Source organism: Nocardiopsis gilva YIM 90087 (assembly GCF_002263495.1).
Taxonomy (GTDB): Bacteria; Actinomycetota; Actinomycetes; order Streptosporangiales; family Streptosporangiaceae; genus Nocardiopsis_C; species Nocardiopsis_C gilva.
Genome location: NZ_CP022753.1, coordinates 284873 through 303394, shown reverse-complemented (window position 1 = coordinate 303394; position 18522 = coordinate 284873). Strand labels below are relative to the sequence as shown.

Annotated in this window: 17 protein-coding genes, 1 tRNA gene, 1 other RNA gene and 1 pseudogene; 3 read left to right on the top strand and 17 right to left on the bottom strand. The window is 71.1% G+C overall.

Features of this window, described 5'->3' with window-relative positions; genetic code table 11:
• Positions 1-424: 424 nt before the first annotated feature.
• The 14 genes and pseudogenes from CDO52_RS29345 to CDO52_RS01640 all read right to left on the bottom strand — a co-directional run.
• Positions 425-1081, bottom strand: a pseudogene (locus CDO52_RS29345) (acetoacetate decarboxylase); the annotation flags it as partial.
• Positions 1066-1851, bottom strand: coding sequence for a crotonase/enoyl-CoA hydratase family protein (locus CDO52_RS01700; protein WP_094932171.1), 786 nt, complete (start codon positions 1849-1851; stop codon positions 1066-1068). The gene CDO52_RS01700 and the pseudogene CDO52_RS29345, both read right to left, overlap by 16 nt.
• Positions 1848-3089 carry a CaiB/BaiF CoA transferase family protein gene (locus CDO52_RS01695; protein ID WP_017620523.1) on the bottom strand — a complete coding sequence of 414 codons (1242 nt, stop codon included), beginning with the start codon at positions 3087-3089 and terminating at the stop codon, positions 1848-1850. Before CDO52_RS01695 ends, CDO52_RS01700 begins: the two co-directional genes overlap by 4 nt.
• 184 nt (positions 3090-3273) lie before the next feature.
• Entirely contained in the window at positions 3274-4218 is a 945-nt protein-coding gene (locus CDO52_RS01690; protein WP_017620522.1) for a LysR family transcriptional regulator, read from the bottom strand.
• 72 nt (positions 4219-4290) lie between these two features.
• On the bottom strand, positions 4291-5010 hold the full coding sequence (locus CDO52_RS01685; protein WP_017620521.1) for a 2OG-Fe dioxygenase family protein: 720 nt from the start codon (positions 5008-5010) through the stop codon (positions 4291-4293).
• Positions 5011-5212: 202 nt separating this feature from the next.
• The gene (locus CDO52_RS01680) at positions 5213-5869 is read right to left on the bottom strand and encodes a GntR family transcriptional regulator (RefSeq protein WP_017620520.1); all 657 of its coding nucleotides are present in this window, start codon (positions 5867-5869) and stop codon (positions 5213-5215) included.
• Positions 5870-6028: 159 nt separating this feature from the next.
• A complete protein-coding gene (locus tag CDO52_RS01675; protein ID WP_017620518.1) occupies positions 6029-7033 on the bottom strand; it encodes a proline racemase family protein in 1005 nt (334 codons plus the stop codon).
• 25 nt (positions 7034-7058) lie between these two features.
• Positions 7059-7967: a dihydrodipicolinate synthase family protein gene (locus tag CDO52_RS01670; RefSeq protein WP_017620517.1), complete on the bottom strand. Its 909-nt coding sequence runs from the start codon at positions 7965-7967 to the stop codon at positions 7059-7061.
• A 94-nt stretch (positions 7968-8061) separates the two neighbouring features.
• The gene (locus CDO52_RS01665; RefSeq protein ID WP_017620516.1) at positions 8062-9576 is read right to left on the bottom strand and encodes an NAD(P)/FAD-dependent oxidoreductase; all 1515 of its coding nucleotides are present in this window, start codon (positions 9574-9576) and stop codon (positions 8062-8064) included.
• Complete coding sequence (locus tag CDO52_RS01660; RefSeq protein WP_017620515.1) at positions 9557-9871, bottom strand: (2Fe-2S)-binding protein; 315 nt, start codon at positions 9869-9871, stop codon at positions 9557-9559. The genes CDO52_RS01665 and CDO52_RS01660 overlap by 20 nt, the downstream gene beginning before the upstream one ends.
• A 32-nt stretch (positions 9872-9903) precedes the next feature.
• A complete protein-coding gene (locus CDO52_RS01655; RefSeq protein WP_017620514.1) occupies positions 9904-11058 on the bottom strand; it encodes an NAD(P)/FAD-dependent oxidoreductase in 1155 nt (384 codons plus the stop codon).
• 57 nt (positions 11059-11115) lie between these two features.
• Complete coding sequence (locus CDO52_RS27070; RefSeq protein ID WP_017620513.1) at positions 11116-11439, bottom strand: M24 family metallopeptidase; 324 nt, start codon at positions 11437-11439, stop codon at positions 11116-11118.
• 11 nt (positions 11440-11450) lie between these two features.
• Complete coding sequence (locus CDO52_RS01645) at positions 11451-12569, bottom strand: carboxylate-amine ligase (RefSeq protein ID WP_017620512.1); 1119 nt, start codon at positions 12567-12569, stop codon at positions 11451-11453.
• A 365-nt stretch (positions 12570-12934) separates the two neighbouring features.
• Positions 12935-13022, bottom strand: a tRNA-Ser gene (locus tag CDO52_RS01640).
• A gap of 141 nt (positions 13023-13163) precedes the next feature.
• On the opposite strand from CDO52_RS01640, the gene ffs reads away from it, so the two are divergent.
• An RNA gene (ffs, locus tag CDO52_RS01635) (signal recognition particle sRNA small type) lies at positions 13164-13259 on the top strand.
• A gap of 122 nt (positions 13260-13381) precedes the next feature.
• Entirely contained in the window at positions 13382-15508 is a 2127-nt protein-coding gene (locus CDO52_RS01630) for a DNA polymerase III subunit gamma and tau (protein ID WP_017620511.1), read from the top strand.
• Positions 15509-15692: 184 nt separating this feature from the next.
• On the opposite strand, the gene CDO52_RS01625 is transcribed toward CDO52_RS01630, so the two are convergent.
• A complete protein-coding gene (locus tag CDO52_RS01625) occupies positions 15693-16115 on the bottom strand; it encodes a DUF5990 family protein (RefSeq protein WP_017620510.1) in 423 nt (140 codons plus the stop codon).
• Between the two features lie 49 nt (positions 16116-16164).
• Positions 16165-16797, bottom strand: a complete 633-nt coding sequence (locus tag CDO52_RS01620; protein WP_017620509.1) for a TetR/AcrR family transcriptional regulator — start codon at positions 16795-16797, stop codon at positions 16165-16167.
• Positions 16798-16918: 121 nt separating this feature from the next.
• Between CDO52_RS01620 and CDO52_RS01615 the strand changes: the two genes are divergently transcribed.
• Positions 16919-17137, top strand: coding sequence for a DUF6243 family protein (locus CDO52_RS01615; protein WP_017620508.1), 219 nt, complete (start codon positions 16919-16921; stop codon positions 17135-17137).
• A 233-nt stretch (positions 17138-17370) separates the two neighbouring features.
• On the opposite strand, the gene CDO52_RS01610 is transcribed toward CDO52_RS01615, so the two are convergent.
• On the bottom strand, positions 17371-18513 hold the full coding sequence (locus CDO52_RS01610) for a methyltransferase domain-containing protein (RefSeq protein ID WP_017620507.1): 1143 nt from the start codon (positions 18511-18513) through the stop codon (positions 17371-17373).
• Between the last annotated feature and the right edge of the window lie 9 nt (positions 18514-18522).

The window sequence follows — 18522 nt, the reverse complement described above, 5'->3', positions numbered from 1 at the left end:
GCCTCCGCCAGGTCGTGCGTGGTGCGGATGCGGCCGCGCAGCTCCTCGACGTCGCTTCCGGGCAGTCCGTCGGCGAGCCCGGCAGCGCTTCGGCGAGGGCCTGGTCGAGGTCCGCGCGGGGTCGGTTACGACCACCGCGATGCCGTTGGCGGCGAACAGCGCGGCCCACGACAGCCCGATGGTGCCGGCCCGACGACTGCCACGGTCCGCTGTGCGCGGGGTGCGCCGGGTGTCCGCTGTCGGGACCGGTACTGGTGGTGCGGCCCGCACCCGGAGGTCGCGGTGGGAGTTCTGGGTTATCGGCATGACGCGTCCTCCTTGGCGGTTTCAGGACGTTCGGCCAGGTAGTCGTGGACGGAACGGCCTGGGACAGCGTGAGGTCGGTGATGATGTGGCTGGCGGAGACGATCTCGCGTACCGGAAGGTCCGCCAGCGGGGCCAGGACATGCTCGAAGAGCTGCAGCCGGGCGGGGCCGGTGTAGGCCTCGGTGACCACGAGGTCGGTGATCTGCGTGCGGACGAGCTCGCAGACGCGCGGTGCGCCGTCGTAGCCCGGGACGATCTTGAGCATGTAGGTGGGGACGGCGACCTGCTCGTGGGCGAGGGCCGGGTCGAGCGGGTGGTGCTTGTAGCCCATCGTCGCCGTGGCCACCCGCAGGCTGCCGTAGTCGAGCGTGCCCACCAGCGCGGCGTGGTCGGCGTACAGGGCGGGTGTGCCCATGGCCTTCGGGTAGGCGCTCACCTCCCGCCCCGCGGCGGTGGCCGGGAAGTTGTCCAGGTACATCGCGTGCAGGTACTCGCCCTGCTCGTCGCCGAAGCGCACGGGGATCGCCTGTCCCGCCTCGACGTAGGGGCCGTAGGCGGTGACGTCGCCCATCTTCATCACCTCGAACCGCACCAGCGGCTCGGTGATGCGCAGCGGCTCGGGTACCACGGCGCGCAGCGCCTCGGGGTCCGTGCGGTACACGATGTTGAGGTACTCGCGGTTGGTGAACCTGGCCGCGGCGGGTGCGTAGGCGGGAGCCGTGAGCGGCGTGCTGACGCTCCGCAGAATCTGTTCGCGGTTCACTGTCCGGTCCATTCCGGGGTGCGCTTCTCGGCGAAGGCGCGTACCCCCTCGGAGAAGTCGGCCGAGCGGAGCAGCGCTCCCACCTCGGTGGCCTGTGCGGCGAACGCGTCGGCCTCCGTCGCCCCGTCGGAGAGCCGGACGACCTTCTTCACCGCCGCCAGGGCCAGCGGCGCGTTGCGGGTGATCTCCTCGGCGAGGTTCCGCGCGGCCGCCAGAGCGTCGCCGTCGGAGGCAACGCGGCTGACGATGCCGAGGTCGCGGGCGCGTTCGGCGGTGACGGTCTGGCCGGTCAGCAGCAGTTCCATCGCCAGGTGGTGGGGGATGCGCTTGGGCAGCCGCACCACCCCGCCGCCACCGGCGATCAGGCCTCGCTTGACCTCGGGGAGAGCGAAGCGGGCGCCGTCGGCCGCGACCACCAGGTCGCACGCGAGGGCCAGCTCGAACCCGCCGCCCATGGCGTACCCCTCGACGGCGGCGATGAGCGGTTTCGCCGTTCGGGCCTCGGTGAGCCCGGCGAAGCCCTTGCCGGGGACGTTCACCTGTTCGCCGCGCGCGGCGGCCTTGAGGTCCATGCCCGCGCAGAAGGTGCCGCCCGCGCCGGTGAGCACGCCCACGCGCAGCTCCGGCTCGTTCTCCAGCCGGTCGACGGCGGCGGCGATGCCCGTGGCGACGGCCGCGTTCACCGCGTTGCGGGCCTCTGGCCGATCGATCGTGATGACGAGCACGCCGTCGGCACTCTCGGTCCGGACAACGGGCGTCGCGGCATCGGTGGTCGCGCTCATCGGCGGTCTCCTTCCGTGGCGGTGTCGTCCGCGAGGGCGCTCCCGCTGTCGGCGAGCTCGGTGAGCACCTCGTCGGTGTGCTGACCGGGCAGGGGCGCGTGGCGGCGCACGGCGGCGGGGGTGGCGGAGAACGCCATGGGCACGCCGACAACGCGGTAGGCGCCCTCGCTCGGGTGTTCGGCGACGTCCAGCAGGCGGCCGCCCTGGATGTAGGGGTCGTCGGCCGCCTCGTCCAGCCGCAGCACGGGCCCGGCGGGGATGCTGTGCTTGGCGCACACCTCCATCCACTCCGCTGTGGTGAGGTGCGGCGTCACCGACTCCATCAGGTCGACCAGGTCTTTGCCGTCGCGTTGGCTGTCGATGAGCTTGCCGTTGACCCGCGGGTCCTCGGCCAGATCGGGGCGGCCCGCCGCGGCGAACAGGTCGCGGAAGTTCTGCGGGCTGTAGGGCATGATCATCGCCAGGCCGTCCTTGGTCGGCCGGGCCCGGTGCCCCTTGTTCATGGACAGCGGGAAACCGGTGCCGCCCATCGGCGGCTCGAAGACCCGGCCCTGCAAGTGCTCGACCAGGTTGAACGCCAGCAGCGTGTCGGCCATCGGCACTTCGACGTGCTGTCCTCGGCCGGCCGCGCGCTGGTGGACGAGTGCGGCCAGCGCGCTGTAGACGATGGTGAGCGCGGCGACCTTGTCGGCGAAGATGCTCGGCAGGACGACGGGCGCGCCCACGTCGCCCGCGCGCTGTGCCAGGTCCAGCAGGCCGGAGGCGGCCTGGATGGTCTCGTCGTAGGCGGCGAACCCGGCCCGGTCGGAGTCGGAGCGGAACCCCTGGGCGTGGACGTAGACCAGTCGGGGGTTGGCCGCGGCGAGGCTGTCGTAGTCCATGCCGAGGCGGCGCAGGGCGCCGATGCGCATGTTGGTGATCAGGATGTCGGCGCCGCCGATCAACTCCAGCGCCTGGGCGCGCCCAGCCTCGTCCTTCAGGTTGAGGGCCACGCTGCGCTTGTTCCGGTTGACGTTGAGGTTCAGCGGCGTCATTCCGGGCGTGCGGTGCAGTGTGCCGTTCCGGACCGTGTCGTTGGGCGACTCGATCTTGATGACGTCGGCGCCGAGGTCCCCGAGGATCTGTGCGGCGTAGGGCCCCATCACCACCGTGGCCATGTCGATAACGCGGACTCCGGCCAGCGGGCCCGACGACTCACGGGCCGGGGGCAGCTCCGCCGATTCTTCTGTGGATTCCATCACCACTCCAGTGCCGAAATAAGAGAATGCACGCTGGGGGATTTGTGGGGGTCGCAAAAAACACTATTGCGGTGCTGGGATGAAATACAAACCAGTGGTGACACCAATAAAAGAAAAACGGCGTGACCAGAGCGGTCACGCGGTTCTTGAGGTACACCCGGATCGGGGTGGGATAATGGGGTTTCTATTCGACGGGGTCGGAGAACACCGCCTGCGCCTCCCGCACCAGGTGATGCAGGTCGCCTTCGGGATCGGCCCTGTCGCGGCGCCAGATCAGCCCGGTCGGCAGCGCCGGTGCGAAGTCCTGGAACGGCACCACGACACACGGACCGGAGCCGTAGTATCCCGACCTGACGACGGAACCGCCGTTTTCGCCATTCGCGACGTCGTTGCCCGCCCGGAGGAGGGTGATCGAGAATGCCGATCCATTCGCCACCATCTCGCGAACGCTCGCGTAGTCACCGATGTTGAGGGTGACCTCTTTGCGGATCCCTGCCGCCCTGAGCCGGACCTTGAGCTGTTCGAAATACGTCGGCAGTGTCCCGGGGGCGGAGCACACATACGTGTAATCGGTGAGTTCGCTGAGCGACACCGAACTCCGCGAACCGAATTCGGCGGAGGGAAGGAGCGCGCCCAGGGGCTCGTGCACGAGCTCCAGCACCTCGATCCGATCGGCGTGCACGGGCAGGTGGACCAGCGCCATGGCCAGGTCGCCGCGTTGCACCGCGGCCACGAGGTTCGCACTGTTCCCGGGCCAGCGCTTGACGTCGAACTCCTCCGCGCAGCGCTCTTCGAGCCGCGTCAACCGCTCCCGCAGACCCGGGTGCAGGGCGGGCGTGACGCCCACGTAGGCGGTCTTGCGCTCGGAGCGCATCTCCTGGCGCAACCGCCAGGGGATGTCGTCGAACCGGCCGACCACGTCCTTGGCGACCGGCAGCAGTGCCGCACCGGCCCGGGTCAGCTCAACGTGGTGGGAGTCCCGGTCGAACAGCCGCTGGCCGAGTTCGTGTTCGAGATCCCGCACCCGCTGGCTCAGCGGCGATGTCGCCATGTGCAGCTGCCGTGCCGCCTTGGAGAAGCTGAGATGATCGGCGACCGCCATGAAGTAGCGCAGGTGGAAGATCTCCATTGGCCACAGCCTATCCGCGTCATCGGTGGTCACCGCGGATATGCGGGCGGTTGGGGACCGACGGCGCGGTCGTCAGGCCGGAACGAGTGTGGTCACCAAGGCATCGCGGAACGCGGGCCGGGCGGGGTCGGTCGGCTGGATGGCCGATACCTGGTGCAGGGTGCGTCGGTCGTCGCACAGGAGCAGAGTTCCCGGCTGGTCGAGTGCCGTGGTCAGCAGGGGCTCTCCCGCAGAGGTGACGACGGTGGTGGTTCCGCCGGTGGCGTTGCGTCGACCGACGAAGAACGAGGTGACCAGGGTGACGCCGTCGCGGTGCCGTCCTTCGGGGGTGGGATCCCCCTGGCTGTCCGCCGATGCGATGACGCGCATCGGGTGGACGTAGGAGGTCCAGGTAGCGGCGTCGTCCAGGGCGCTCGCCAACCGTCCGAGCAGCAGGAGCAGAGCGCGCATCAGCGGCTCGCTCTGGAACTCCGCGGTGAGCGGGGCGAAGTGGCGCTCCACATCGGGATAGAGCGGATTCGTGTGTCCCGGCTGGATGAAGGGGGTGTGCGGCAGCGGGTCCAGCTCCCCGTTCGCCGGGGTGAGTGAGAACCGGTCGTAGCGCCGCTGGCGCCGCGTGCCGTGCGCGGCCACGTACGGGTCGTCGGCCAGGTCATCCCAGTGGGCGGCGAAGCGCGTCCACCGCGAAGGTTCGATGCCCAGCGCGGCGTTGACGGTGTCCGGGGGCAGTAGGCACACACCCTCTTCCGCCAGGGCAACCTGTGTGGTCGTGGTGTCGAACCTGGCCTTCACAGATGCCCTGCCTTTCCGAGCCCTGACGCCGCCGCGGTTATTGTCTCCGACTCCTGTCCCTGTGCTGTGAAGCGGAGGGCGGTGCGGGCCGCTGCCGCTGATTGCGGGAGGCGGCGACGGGGTACGGCGGGGCCGGCGCCGAGGCGGACGCCGGGGTGGGAGGCGGAACTGACGTCCGCCATCCGGTCGGGCGTCCGTGCTTCTAGGCCCACAGTGAGCGCACATGTCCCAGATGGCGGGCCATGCACTTCTCGGCGCCCTCGGCGTCCCCCGCCAGCATCAGTTCGAGGAGCTCGATGTGTTCCTCGGCCGAGGGGATGAGCTGGTCGCGTTCGTTCAGGCCGGGCAGGCCGTACAGGCGGGAACGCTTGCGAAGATCTCCGACGGTTTCGACGAGGCGGTCGTTGCCGCCGAGTGCGAGCAGGGACAGGTGGAACTGCCGGTCGGCCTCCAGGTAGCCGATGAGGTCGTGCCGGCTCGCGGCACTGACGATCTCCTCGGCCACCGGCCGCAGCGATTCCAGCTCCTCGCGCGTGGCGCTGCGGGTGATGCGGCCCACCATGGGCACCTCGATGAGGGTGCGGATCTCGGTGTACTGATCGAGGTCGCGCTCGTTGACCTCGGTGACCCGGAAGCCCTTGTTCCGGACAGGCTCGACCAGGCCCTCGCGGGCGAGATCGAGCATCGCTTCGCGTACCGGGGTAGCGGAAATGCCGAAGTCCTCCGCGAGTCCGGGTGCCGAGTACACCTCTCCGGGGTGCAGCTCGCCGGAGATCAGTGCGGCGCGCAGGGCATGGGCGACCTGATCGCGCAGCCGCTCCGTGGCGGCGAGGAGATTGCGCTGCTTCAGGTGCCCCATCGGTGTTCCCTCCGTATTTCCCGTGGAGCACCACGGTACAATGTCACGTTGTCAATGCGGGCGACACCGTGGGGGCGGCGGTGGCGGGAGCGCCGGGCGCGAGGGCGTCGATCACCAGGTCGGCGGGGTTGCGCGAGGCGACGTGTGCGGCGTGGTCGGTCATAGCAGGAAGCCTCCGGGGAACGGGTCGTCGGGGTCGAGGAAGTACTGGGCGGTGCCGGTGATCCAGGCGCGTCCGGTGATGCGCGGCACCACGGCGGCCACGCCGCCCACCCGGGTCTCTTCGATGAGGCGGCCGGTGAACGCCGTGCCGATGAAGGACTCGTTGACGAAGTCCCGGTGCAGCGGCAGGTCACCGCGTGCGTGCAGCTGGGCCATGCGCGCGGAGGTTCCGGTGCCGCAGGGCGAGCGGTCGAACCAGCCCGGGTGGACGGCCATGGCGTGCCGCGAGCGGTGCGCGTCGGATCCGGAGGCGGCGAGGTACACGTGCTTGAGTCCGGCGATCCCCGGCCGCTCCGGGTGCACGGGCCGGTCCGGGGACGCGTTGACGGCGTCCATGATCGCGAGTCCGGCGGTCAGCAGCTCGTCCTTGCGTGAGCGGTCGAACGGCAGCCCCAGCGCGTCCAGCTCGACGAAGGCGCAGAAGTTCCCGCCGTAGGCGAGGTCGTAGGTCACCGAACCGTACCCCGGCACGTCGACCTTGCGGTCCAAGCCGACGCAGAAGGCGGGGACGTTGGTGAGCGTGACCCCCGTGGCCGCGCCATTCTCGACGTGCACGTCCGCCGAGACCAGCCCGGCCGGGGTGTCGAGGCGGACCGTGGTGACGGGCTCGACGACCGGCACCATGCCCGTCTCGACGAGGACCGTGGCGACGCCGATGGTGCCGTGGCCGCACATGGGCAGCGATCCAGAGACCTCGATGTAGAGGACGCCGTGGTCGGCGTCGGAGCGGGTGGGCGGCTGCAGGATCGCGCCGCTCATGGAGGCATGGCCGCGCGGCTCGTACATCAGGAGCGTGCGCAGGTGGTCGAGGTGCTCGATGAAGTGGTGCCGACGCTCGGCCATGGTGTCGCCGGGGATCACCCCGACGCCCCCGGTGATCACGCGTGTGGGCATGCCCTCGGTGTGCGAATCCACGGCGCTGTAGACATGACGCGTACGCATGAAGGATCGGTCTCCCTTCGCAAGGTCAGCGGTGGCCGTCGGCCACGGCCTTCTCGGTGGCCGCGCGTACCCCGGCCGCGATCTTCCCGGCCAGCGGGGAGCGCGGCGGGCGGACCGGGCCGCCCGAGCGGCCGACGATGTCCATGGACAGCTTGATGGACTGGACGAACTCGGTCTTGGAATCCCAGCGCAGCAGCGCGTGCAGCGACCGGTAGAGGGGAAGCACCGTCTCCAGGTCACCGGCGACCGCCGCACGGTACAGGTCGGCGCAGCTGGCGGGGAAGGCGTTCGGGTAGCCCGCGATCCAGCCGACGGCACCGGCGAGGGCAAGCTCCACCACGACGTCGTCGGCGCCGATCACCAGGTCGAGCTCGGGGGCGAGTTCGGCGAGCTCGTAGGCCCGGCGCACGTCGCCGGTGAACTCCTTGACGGCCGCGATGCTCCCGTCGCGGTGGAGCCGCGCGAGCAGCGCGGGGGTGAGGTCGACCTTGGTGTCGATGGGGTTGTTGTAGGCCACGACGGGCAGCCCGGCCTTCGCGACCTCCGCGAAGTGGGTCCGCACCGCCGCCTCGTCAGCGCGGTAGGCGTTCGGCGGCAGCAGCAGGACGCTGCCGCAGCCTTCGTCGGCGGCCTGCTCGGCCCAGCGGCGGGACTCCGCGCTGCCGTAGGCCGCAACGCCGGGCATCACCCGCGCGCCGTCGCCCACGGCCTCGACGGCGGTACGGACCACGCGGGCGCGCTCGGTGTGGGTCAGGGTCTGGTACTCGCCGAGTGAGCCGTTGGGGACAACGCCGTCGCAGCCGTTGTCCACGAGCCAGCGGATGTGCTCGGCGTAGGCGTCGTAGTCGACGGAGAGGTCGTCGCGCAGCGGGAGGGCGGTGGCGACCATGATGCCGCGCCAGGGACGGTCGGCGGTCCAGGGGGTGGCGTCCATGCCAGGGCAAGCCTTTCTATGGTGTGTGACATTGCATTAATGGTCGGGTGTTCCGGACCGGGTGGGACGGGTCTCCTGCCGTGGAAAGCGGAGGTCAGTCGTCGGTCACGGCGGGATCCGGTGGTGCCGTGGACGGCGCGTCGGCGTCGGCCGGGCTCTCGGGGGAGGAGAGCGCGGCCAGAGTGATGGGAACGGCGAAGGGGCGCCGTTCGGCCGACGGCGGTACGCTCTCGCCGCCCGAGGCCGCGAGGCACGTGACGGCCGCCCCGCACATCCGCCCCTGGCACCAGCCCATGCCCGCGCGGGTCAGCAGCTTCACGCTGCGCGCGTCGCGGGCGCCGAGGTCGGTGACGGCCTCGCGGATGTCGGCTGCGGTGACCTCCTCGCAGCGGCACACATCGGTGTCATCGGTCAACCACCGCGTCCAGCCCGGCCCTGGCGCGTGGGCGGCGGCCATGACGTCGGCGAAGGCGCGCATCCGGTCGCGACGGCGCCGGAGCGTGCGCACCCTGCCGGTCCTGACCAGGGCGCCCCGCCCGGAGAGCTGGGCGGCGACGCCGATGCCCGCCAGCTCCCCCTCGACGCGGGCCACGTGGGCACCGCCGATGCCACCGGTCTCGCCCGCCGCCCAGATGCCGGGGACCGAGGTCCGCTGGAGCCCGTCCAGGACGAGTGCGGTGGTGCCGTCAACGGCGCGCCGCGTGGCACAGTCCAGCGCTGTGGCGAGTTCGATCTGCGGGGCCAGGCCGAACCCCACGGCCAGCGCGTCACACGCGATCCGGTGCTCCGACCCCGGCACAGGGCGCCAGTCACGGTCGAGCCGGGAGACGGTGACGGCTGCGACGCGGTCGGTGCCATGGGCGGCGGTGACCGCGCTCCGGGTGCTCAGCCGCACCCGGTGGCGCAGCAGCGCCGCCCCGTGCGTCACCGCCTCACCGAGCTTGAGCGGGTTGGCGGCGAGTACCCCCGGTCGGCGGGAGTAGCCGAGGTAGCCCGACGCTTCTACGACGGCGGGGATCCGCGCCCCGGCGGCGGCGAGTGAGGAGGCGACGGCCAGCAGGAGGGGACCGCTGCCCGCGACGAACACCCGCCTGCCAGGCAGGACGAGCCCGGATTTGAGCATCGCCTGGGCGCCCCCGGCGCCGACGACACCGGGCAGCGTCCATCCGGGGAAGGGGAGGTGGCGTTCGTAGGACCCGGTTGCCAGCAGGATGGCCCGTGCCCGTACGCGGACCGGCCGCTCGTCGCCGCCATCAGCGCCGGTCGCGGCGTGGACCACCCACTCCACGTTGCCGCCTCCGTCGTCCTCCCGCGTGACGCTCCACACATGGTGCCCGGTGAGCCGGGTGACGCCGCTGGCCGCTACGCGTCGGCGCAGACCGGTGAATACGGACCAGTCGTGGTGGAGGGCCTGGGGGCGTTCGACCCGCAGTTCCGGGGCCGGACGCCGGTAGAACTGGCCGCCGGTCTGCCGCGCCATGTCCAGCAGGGCGACCGACAGTCCGAGCTCGGAGGCGGCCGCGGCACCGGCCAGACCGGCGCAGCCCGCGCCGATGACCGCGAGGTCGTAGCCGTCGTGCGGCGCGCTGTCAGACGTCGGGTTCGGCACGGCCGTGTCCCTCCTGGGTGGTGACCACGTCGCCGGCCCGGGCGGGAAGCAGGCAGGCCCGGCGGTTGGGGCGGCCGTTGACGGTGGCGAGGCAGTCGTAGCACTGGCCGATCCCGCAGAACGCTCCGCGCGGGCGGCCGCCGATGCGGGTGGTACGCCACGCCAGGATGCCCGCGGCCCATAGGGCGGCGGCAAGGGACTGCCCGGGCAGGGCCGTGACCGGGCGGCCGTCGACGGTGATCTCGAACGGCGGTCCGGGGCGCGCCGCGGCCAGCTCGGCCGGGGTACGTGCCATGGGTGCCTCCTCTCATAGCGGGTGGAGGGCGTTCAGGCGGCGGTGGGGAACCGCTCAGGCCGGAACGGGTGGATGTCCAGGGGTAGGTCACCGCCGCTCAGCCAGCGCGCGACGACCAGCCCCGTCGCCGGTGCCAGTCCGACACCCGCGCCCTCGTGACCACACGCGTGCACGAGCCCGGGCCGACGCGGATCAGGGCCGATCGCGGGCAGGTGATCGGGCAGATACGGCCGGAATCCCGCATAGCTCCGCATCACCCGCACCCCGGCCAGGGTGGGAAAGAGCGCGGTGGCCCCGGCCGCGAGGCGGCGCAGGACCGGTACCGACAACGACCGGTCGAAGCCCACGCGCTCGCGGCTGGAACCGATCAGGACGGGGCCCGCGGCGGTGCCCTCGACCACCGGTGAGCTCTGCAGGTCGGCCGCATCGCTGGCCACGTCGGCGACGTAGTCGGCCGCGTACACCTTGTGCCGCACCACGCGCGGCAGCGGTTCGGTGACGAGGACGAAGCCGCGGCGGGGCTGCACGGGCAGCTCCACTCCCGCACGGTGGGCGAACTCGCCGCCCCAGGCGCCGGCGGCGTTCACCACGTAGGGGGCGGGGATCTCGCCGGTCTGAGTGCGCACCCCCCGCACCGCGCCGTCGGCTCCGGTGAGTAGGCGGGTGACCTCCTCGCCGAGCCGCAGCCGCACCCGGCCTCCGGCGGCGCGCAGCAGATGCGCTGCCGCCAACGCGGGCATGACCTGGGCATCCTGCGGGTAGTGGCAGCCGCCCGCCAGACCGGAGGCCAGGTGGGGCTCCAGCTCGCGCAACCGGTCGGCCGGGACCTCGTGCGCCGTGACGCCCGCCACCCTCTGGCGCACCGCGAGGTCGCGCAGCGCCCGTGCCCCGGACTCGTTCGAGGCGACGACGAGGCCTCCCTTGGCGTCGTACTCGATCCGCGAGGGCAGCACGTCGGCCAGTTCCCGCCACAGTCCCAGGGAGAGCATGGCGAGGGCGAGTTCTGGGCCGGGCTCCTTGTCGGAGACGAGGAGGTTGCCCTCCCCGGTTCCCGTCGTGCCGCCCGAGACCGGGCCGCGGTCGATCACAGAGACGTCGAGACCGGCGCGGGCCGCGTAGTAGGCGCAGGCCGCGCCGACCACGCCGGCCCCGACGATGACGACGTCCGCGAGGTTTCGCGTGAGCACGTCAGTAATATTTCACATGGCACTCACACCGACAAGAGATGCCGACACGCACATTGGTCAGCCGTTGAGCAGTACGCCGGTCCACGTCTTGATTGCCTCTGGAGCGCGCGCCAGTGCCCGCGACATCAGCTGTGCGCCGTCGGCCGTGATGACTAGGTCGTCCTTGATCCGCGCCCCGATGCCCCACAGCTCCACCGGCAGCGTCTCGCCGCCCGGCCGCAGGGCGGCCATGCCCGCCTCCTGGGCGGCCAGCACCATCTTGTCCACCTGCCGCTGGAGGGGTGAGAAGTGTCCGGACAGGGGCAGGGTGCGGGTGATGTCCGCGGTGTCAAGGGTGTCGGTCTCCATACCCGCGTCCAGTAGCAGGAGCTCGCGCGCCAAGCGGGCCGTCGTTAGCCCGGATCGCGGTTGGCAGGGGTGGTGGCGGCGATCAGGTGGTCGACGACGTCGGAGAGGCTGATGCGGCGGCGGTAGGCGACGCGCTGGCGGTCGGCTCCGTTGCCACTGGCGCGCAGGCGTGACCATCCATCGGACACGAGGGCGAGACTGCCCTGGTCGCGCAGAGCGGGCAGGATCCACGTCAGGAGCTGATCAACTCGCGCCGCCGCGGGAATCAGGCGGCCGGTGGACAGGTCGACGCTCTGTCCGGTCAGTCCGTCGCGTGCGGCACGCCAGCAGGCCCCACGCAGGATCTCCGGCTTCGGATGCGGCGCCGGTTCCCCGGCGTCGATCGCCGTCAGTGCGGTTGCGACCATGCCTCTGACGACGGCGGAGAGCAGGAGCGTGTCGTCGGCGGTCACGGGAGCGTCGGCCACGCGGACCTCCAGGGTCGGCACGTGGTTCGAGGGCCTGATGTCCCAGTAGAGGCCGGCGCGGTCCAGGATGGCGCCGGCCTCGATGACGCGGCCGATGAGGTCGTCGAAGTGCGCGGGTGACTCGAAATACGGCGGTGGGCCGGCGACCGGCCAGCGTGCCAGGGTCATCGTGCGCCAGCTCGCATAACCGGTGTCTCGGCCCGCCCAGTAGGGCGAGTTGGCCATCAGGGCGATGAGGACCGGGATCCAGGGGCGCATGTGGTTGCTGACCTGGAGAGTCCGGTCCAGGTCGGGCATACCGATGTGAATGTGGCAGGCGCAGGCGGTCTGCTCGTCGTCCAGGGCGCGGAAGGTCGCGACGCTCTGCGCGTACCGAGGTCCGTCCGAGAAGGGCGGGGGAAGCGACTGGCCGAGGATCGGAGCTCCGCTCGAGATGATGCGCAGGCCATGCCGTCCAGCGGCGCGTGCCACGGAGGCTCGCATCGACCGGATCTGCTCGCCGAGGCCCTCCATCGCTGTATGCGGTTCGGTCCGTGCTTCGACCTGGTAGCGAGTCAGTTCGGTGCTGACCCGGTCGCCGAGCCCGGAGGATGCCTGAGCCACCACCCTCGGGCCGTGTGAGCTCACCTCCCGGGTCACCGGATCGACCAGCAGATACTCCTCCTCCACCCCTACGGTCAGCGAGTCCGCCGTCACCGGTGTGGCTTGAGGCCGATCTCGGCTGGTGGGGAGGGGGTGACTCGCTTCCGCGGTGGCATCGGTTTCACTATCCACAGTGATAATAATTTCACGAAATGTGATCAAACTGCATAGCGTGAGGGTCCCAATTCCCCTACCGGGGGGTCGAACATGCGTGAGTGACGCAGGTGCGGGTCATCGGTGGCGGTCCGGCAGGGATTCGAGGAGACGCGCCCGGAGCGGGGTCGCCTTGGCCGGTGCCGCATCGGATGGGTTCTGTGTTTCCCCGGCTGTGGGGCAACGGAGGCGAGAACTGAGACGGCGAAACGACGAAGGCCCGAACCACGCACCTGGTTCGGGCCTTCGTTTTGCCTGCTTGAGGCTGGCGGAGGATACGAGATTCGAACTCGTGAGGGGTTGCCCCCAACACGCTTTCCAAGCGTGCGCCCTAGGCCTCTAGGCGAATCCTCCGCAGACCACTTTACAGGCCATTCGGGAGTGCTTCGAACGGTTTCGTCGACGGCCGGGCACTGTGGCGGGTGTCGCGGCGAGGGACGGTCGGGTGTGAGGCTCGGGGGTACTCAGGGGTCCGCTGTGTCCTATAGACTCCAAGCAGACCCCTCGTGCGGCGTCACCTTATGAACCTCCCCAGGGCCGGAAGGCAGCAAGGATAAGTAAGCTCTGGCGGGTGCGCGGGGGGTCCTTTTTCTTCCCTGGTCTGGGGTTTCCCGTCTCCTCCTCTCCCGAGTTCCGTCGGATCCGGCGCGGGGTGTCACTGTTACGCGGTTCAATGGAGGGCGTGGACGTGCGGAGGGAGAAGTGAACGCGCCGTGAGCATCGCGCTGTATCGCAAGTACCGGCCTGCGACGTTCGGCGAAGTGCGCGGGCAGGAGCACGTCACCGAGCCGCTGCGCCAGGCGCTGCGCAACGGGCGGATCAACCACGCCTACCTGTTCAGCGGGCCGCGCGGGTGCGGGAAGACGTCCAGCGCCCGGATCCTCGCCCGCTCGCTCAACTGTGTGCAAGGTCCCACCCCCGATCCGTGCGGGGAGTGCGAGCCCTGTGTCGCGCTCGCTCCCGACGGCGGCGGCAGCATCGACGTCATCGAGATCGACGCCGCCTCCCACGGTGGTGTCGACGACGCGCGGGAACTGCGCGAACGCGCGTTCTTCTCGCCGGTGAACTCGCGCTACAAGGTCTACATCATCGACGAGGCGCACATGGTGACCCGCGAGGGTTTCAATGCGCTGCTCAAGCTCGTCGAGGAACCGCCGCCGCACCTCAAGTTCGTGTTCGCGACCACCGAGCCCGACAAGGTCATCGGCACCATCCGGTCGCGCACGCACCACTACCCGTTCCGGCTCATCCCGCCGAGCACGCTGCGCGAGCTCATGGAGGAGGTCCTCACCGAGGAGGGCGTCCCCTTTGACCCGGCGGCGCTGCCGCTGGTCGTGCGTGCGGGCGCGGGGTCGGCACGTGACTCGCTGTCCATCCTGGACCAGCTGCTCGCCGGCTCCGACGAGAGCGGCATCACCCGCGACGGCGCGGTGGCCCTGCTCGGCTACACCGACTCCGGGCTGCTCACCGAGATGGTCGACGCGCTGGGCGCCCGCGACGGCGCGGCGGTGTTCGGCCTGATCGACCGCGTCATGGAGGGCGGCCACGACCCCCGGCGCTTCACCGCCGACCTGCTGGAGCGCACCCGCGACCTGGTCGTGCTCGCGGCCGTGCCCGACGCGCTGGACAAGGGCCTGATCAACGTCTCGCCCGACGCCGTCGACCAGATGCGGGAGCAGGCCACTCGGCTCGGACCGGCCGAACTCACCCGCGCCGCCGAGATCCTCAACCAGGGGCTGACCGAGATGCGCGGCGCCACGTCGCCGCGCCTGCTGCTGGAACTGCTGTGCGCGCGGGTGCTGCTGCCCGCGGCCGACCCGAGCAGCGACGGCGGCGCCCTGCTGGCCCGCCTGGACCAGCTGGAGCGCCGAGTGGCGTCGGGCGCTTCATCGAATCCGGGCTCGCCAGCTGCACCCACCACGGGCAACGTGATCTCGGGAACAGTAGGTGGTGCGGTCATGCAGGCCGCGGCAGCCCCGGCCGCACCGGTCGCGCCCGCGACCCCGGCCGCGTCGCCGCCTCCGGAGCCCGAGGCCGCGCCCGCGCGTCCGGCGGCTCCGCGGGGCGACGACTGGCCCGAGGCGTTCGCAGCTCCGGCTCCTTCCGCCGCCCCGGCGGATCCGGCTCCGGCTGCTTCTCCGGCGCACGGTGCCGCCGCTGCCCAGCCCGCGTCGGGTGGGGGCCTCGATCTGGGGACGCTCCAGGCGTCCTGGGGGCAGATCCTGGAGGCCGTCAAGGGCATGCGCCGCTTCACCTGGATGGTGCTCAGCGGCAGCGACGCGCGCCCCGTCGCGGTCGAGGGAAGCACGGTGCAGCTGGGCTTCTCGCGGTCCAACGACGCCAAGGGCTTCTCCAACAGCGGCAGCGACCAGGTGGTCGCCGGGGCCATCCAGCACATCCTCGGTATGGAGGTGCGTGTCACGGCGGTGGCCGCGAACGGTGCACCGCCCGTCGCGCCGCAGCGTCCGGCGGCGCCGACTCCGCCTCCCGCCGCTCCTGCCCCGGCCGCGGAACCGGCGGGGTGGGACGCTCCCGCGCAACCGCAGAGCCAGCCGCAGCCGTCTCCCGCGTCTCCCGCGCCCGAGCCGCAACAGCGTCCCGCCGCGGACGAGGAGCGACCGCAGCGCCCCGTCAGCGACCTCCCGGAGCCTCCTCCGGACCCCTACGAGAACGCCGCGGCGGCTCCGCCTCCGGCTCCGGAGCCGGAACCTCAGTCCGCCATGTCCGACCCGGCGGACGACCCGTCCGTCAACGAGACGCCGCAGCCGACCGGGTACTCGCTGATCCAGAGCGAGCTCGGAGGCAAGCTCATCGACGAGATCGACCACACCGCGCAGTGACGCGGATGTCGTGGTCCCGCTGACACCTGGCCATGGCCGTGTGGTGAGCCACTACTGACCTTCCACCAACGATGTCACCGCTTCGTCCGTTGATCTCGGCGAAGCGCACCGAAGAACCGCTGGAATTCGGTGCGCTTCGCCGAGATCAACGGGAGAGACGGGGCGGGACATCACGCTTGGAACGTCAGTAGCTCCAGGTGATGTCGGGCGGGCGCACTGCCGCGCAACGCGCCATGCCGCAGGAGTCCGTCAGCCCGAGCTCTCCCTCGGCAGTGCCTCGATCGAGGGCCTCCGCCGGGAGGTCGTCGAGGAAGAGTTTGGCGCGGCGGAACATCGTGAACGGTCCCCCGGGTGGCTGCTCGCCCCAGGTCAGATACAGGAACCGCGCCCCGCGCCGCCCGTGGACATAAGGCCCTCGGAAGTCCGGGGTCCCGTCCGGCGCGACGACCGTCTCAACCGTGAACTCCCAGACGGCCTCCGCCGCATCTCCCGGAACGGCCCCTTCCGGCTCGCGCCCGCGTTGCACGGCGACATGGATGTTCCGGTATTCACCGCATTCGCGCCCCGGCAGGTCGCGGCCGATGATGCGCAGAGAAACGACTGCCATGGGGCTCACTCTAAAGACAACGTCGTCGACGCCGCCCGAGCCACCAGGCCTAGGACGAGGAGGACGACGTAGTCGTCGCGCCCGGCCGGAGGGCCGCGAGGGTGAAGTCGACGAGGGTGTCGACGTAGTCGTGGGTGATCCCGCCGAGGTCGTGTAGCCACCGGTAGTGGAGCGGGCCGAGGAGGAGTTCCACGGCCACGTCCAGGTCCACGTCGTCGCCCTGGGCGATCACACCCGCCTGCTGCGCGGCGAGCAGCCGCTTCTTGTAGGCCCGCAGTCCCGGACCCAGGACGCGCTCCGCGACGTCCGGGGCCAGCTCGGGTGCCAGCAGGATCTCGGCGCTCAGCGCGCGTAGCCGCGCGCTGAAGGCGGGGTCGGCGAACTCGTCGGCCGTCGCGCGCAGCACCCCCTTGAGATCCGCCGCCAGGTCGCCGGTGTCGGGCAGGTCGACCTCGGTCTCCTCTCCGGCGCCCTCGGGCAGGAAGGCGTCGATCATCACCGCGCCCTTGGACGGCCACCAGCGGTAGATCGTCTGCTTTCCCACCCCCGCCCGCGCGGCGATCGCCTCGATCGTGAGCTTCGCGTAGCCCTTCTCCAACACCAGGTCATAGGTGGCGTCGAGGATGGCGCGCCGCGCACGTTCGCTGCGGCGGGGCCTGCTGGGGACGTTGTCGGATGGCATGCCACGAGCCTACCAACCAATGGAACGAGACGTATCGTCTTGACATGCTCGATCGCGGTGGTGCATGCTCGAAATCGAGCGAGACGAAACGTCTCGGATTGTTCGATCAGGGAGGTGGCGTATGCCGCGAGATGGAAACAGCCTGCTGGGTGTCGGCGGTCAGCGGAAGAGCGTGTCCCGCGCGCAGCTGCGCGGTGGTGACACGGCCAAGCAGACCGGGGCCGGGCGTTCCGATCCGCTTCAGGACAAGCGCGACCTGCTGCGCCGCATGCAGCAGCGGAGCAGCCGGGGCTCAGGAGCGGGGAACAGAAAACAGAAGAAGCACGGTTCCGGTGACTAGGCCGTGCGCCCGTGGGTGTCGCGATCGTCGCGACGCACTCCACCGTGCCCTCGTCGGCGGCACCGGGGCCGACGAGGGCACGACCACCGAGCTTTCACGTGCCGTGTCGGTTTGCGCGCCGCTCCTGCGTTGACCTCGGAGATATCGGGGGAAAATCGCGCGTGAGACCCCGGTATCCCCGAGATCAACGGAGGGACCGGAGGCGTCGGTGGTGAATCTTCGGTAGCCGGCTCTCAGCGGTCCGGCAGCACGAAGTCCCAGCCGGGGCCGTCCGGTGTGTCCAGCCACAGCCGGTGCCGCTCATCGGGCGCCACGGTGAGCCCGAACCGGTCGTGATCGGGCGCGCCGAGCGCCCCCCATTCGGCCGTCGCGCGCTCGACCTCGTCCCACAGCGAGCGCGGCCCGCCCTGCTCGACCGCCCACTCGTCGCCGTAGGGGTAGACGCGCGCCCATGACGGCCCGTCGGTGGCCGACAGCCACAACCCCATCCCGGTGCCCATGCTCCGCAGCCCCATGCGCCACGACGGCACCATGAAGGTGATCGGGAACGCGGTCGCGAACTCGGTCAGCGGGCTGATGACGTCCTCGTCGACGACGCGGGTCTCGTCCGGTTCCGCGTCGAGGCCGTGCGGGGGCACATCGGGCATGCGCTGCGAGCGCAGCAGCATGAACCCCAGTCCGCCGCGGAAGTGCCCGGAGGCCGAGCCGTCCTCCGCCACGGTCAGCGGGGCGAGCACTCCGGCGCCCTCCATGGCCGTCCACGGGGTCACGACCAGCCCGCCGACCCGGGTCTGCTCGATCCAGGCGCGGGGAACGCGGGTCACGCTGCACGTGGCGATCGTCCGGTCGTACGGGGCGCCCGGCGGGTACCCGAGCGCGCCGTCGCGCAGGTGCGTGGCGGGTGAACGGCCCGCCGCGGCCAGCGCGGAGCGCGCACCGGCGAGGACGGCGGGATCGACCTCCACCGAGGTCACGTTCGTGTCGCCGAGACGGGCGGCGAGCAGCGCGGCGTTCCACCCGGTGCCGGTCCCGATCTCCAGCACACGCTGACCGTCGCCCAGGTCGGCGGCCTCCAGCATGCGCGCCATGATCGTCGGCGCGGAACTGGAGGAGGTGGGCAGATGGCGACGGCGCGTCGGGTCGCCGTCGTCGACCTGGGTGATGATCGCGTCGTCGGAGTAGACGGCCGCGAGCCACGCCTCGGGGCTGGTGCGCGCGTCGAGCACGGTGCCGTGCACGGTCAGCGCCCCGACCTCCGGGATGAACAGGTGCCGCGGCGTCGCCCGGAAGGCGGCGATCAGCCGGTCGTCGACCAGTTCACCGGACTGAATGAGCGAGTCGATCAGCGCGGCATGGCGCTGGGCGGCGGTGATCATCTCTACACG

Coding starts and splice junctions, on each gene's coding strand:
- CDO52_RS01610 (WP_017620507.1), bottom strand. CDS start 18,513: ATGATCACCGCCGCCCAGCGCCATGCCGCGCTGATCGACTCGCTCATT.
- CDO52_RS01660 (WP_017620515.1), bottom strand. CDS start 9,871: ATGGCACGTACCCCGGCCGAGCTGGCCGCGGCGCGCCCCGGACCGCCG.
- CDO52_RS01625 (WP_017620510.1), bottom strand. CDS start 16,115: ATGGCAGTCGTTTCTCTGCGCATCATCGGCCGCGACCTGCCGGGGCGC.
- CDO52_RS01675 (WP_017620518.1), bottom strand. CDS start 7,033: ATGCGTACGCGTCATGTCTACAGCGCCGTGGATTCGCACACCGAGGGC.
- CDO52_RS01695 (WP_017620523.1), bottom strand. CDS start 3,089: ATGGAATCCACAGAAGAATCGGCGGAGCTGCCCCCGGCCCGTGAGTCG.
- CDO52_RS01615 (WP_017620508.1), top strand. CDS start 16,919: ATGCCGCGAGATGGAAACAGCCTGCTGGGTGTCGGCGGTCAGCGGAAG.
- CDO52_RS01620 (WP_017620509.1), bottom strand. CDS start 16,797: ATGCCATCCGACAACGTCCCCAGCAGGCCCCGCCGCAGCGAACGTGCG.
- CDO52_RS01670 (WP_017620517.1), bottom strand. CDS start 7,967: ATGGACGCCACCCCCTGGACCGCCGACCGTCCCTGGCGCGGCATCATG.
- CDO52_RS01680 (WP_017620520.1), bottom strand. CDS start 5,869: ATGGGGCACCTGAAGCAGCGCAATCTCCTCGCCGCCACGGAGCGGCTG.
- CDO52_RS01690 (WP_017620522.1), bottom strand. CDS start 4,218: ATGGAGATCTTCCACCTGCGCTACTTCATGGCGGTCGCCGATCATCTC.
- CDO52_RS01700 (WP_094932171.1), bottom strand. CDS start 1,851: ATGAGCGCGACCACCGATGCCGCGACGCCCGTTGTCCGGACCGAGAGT.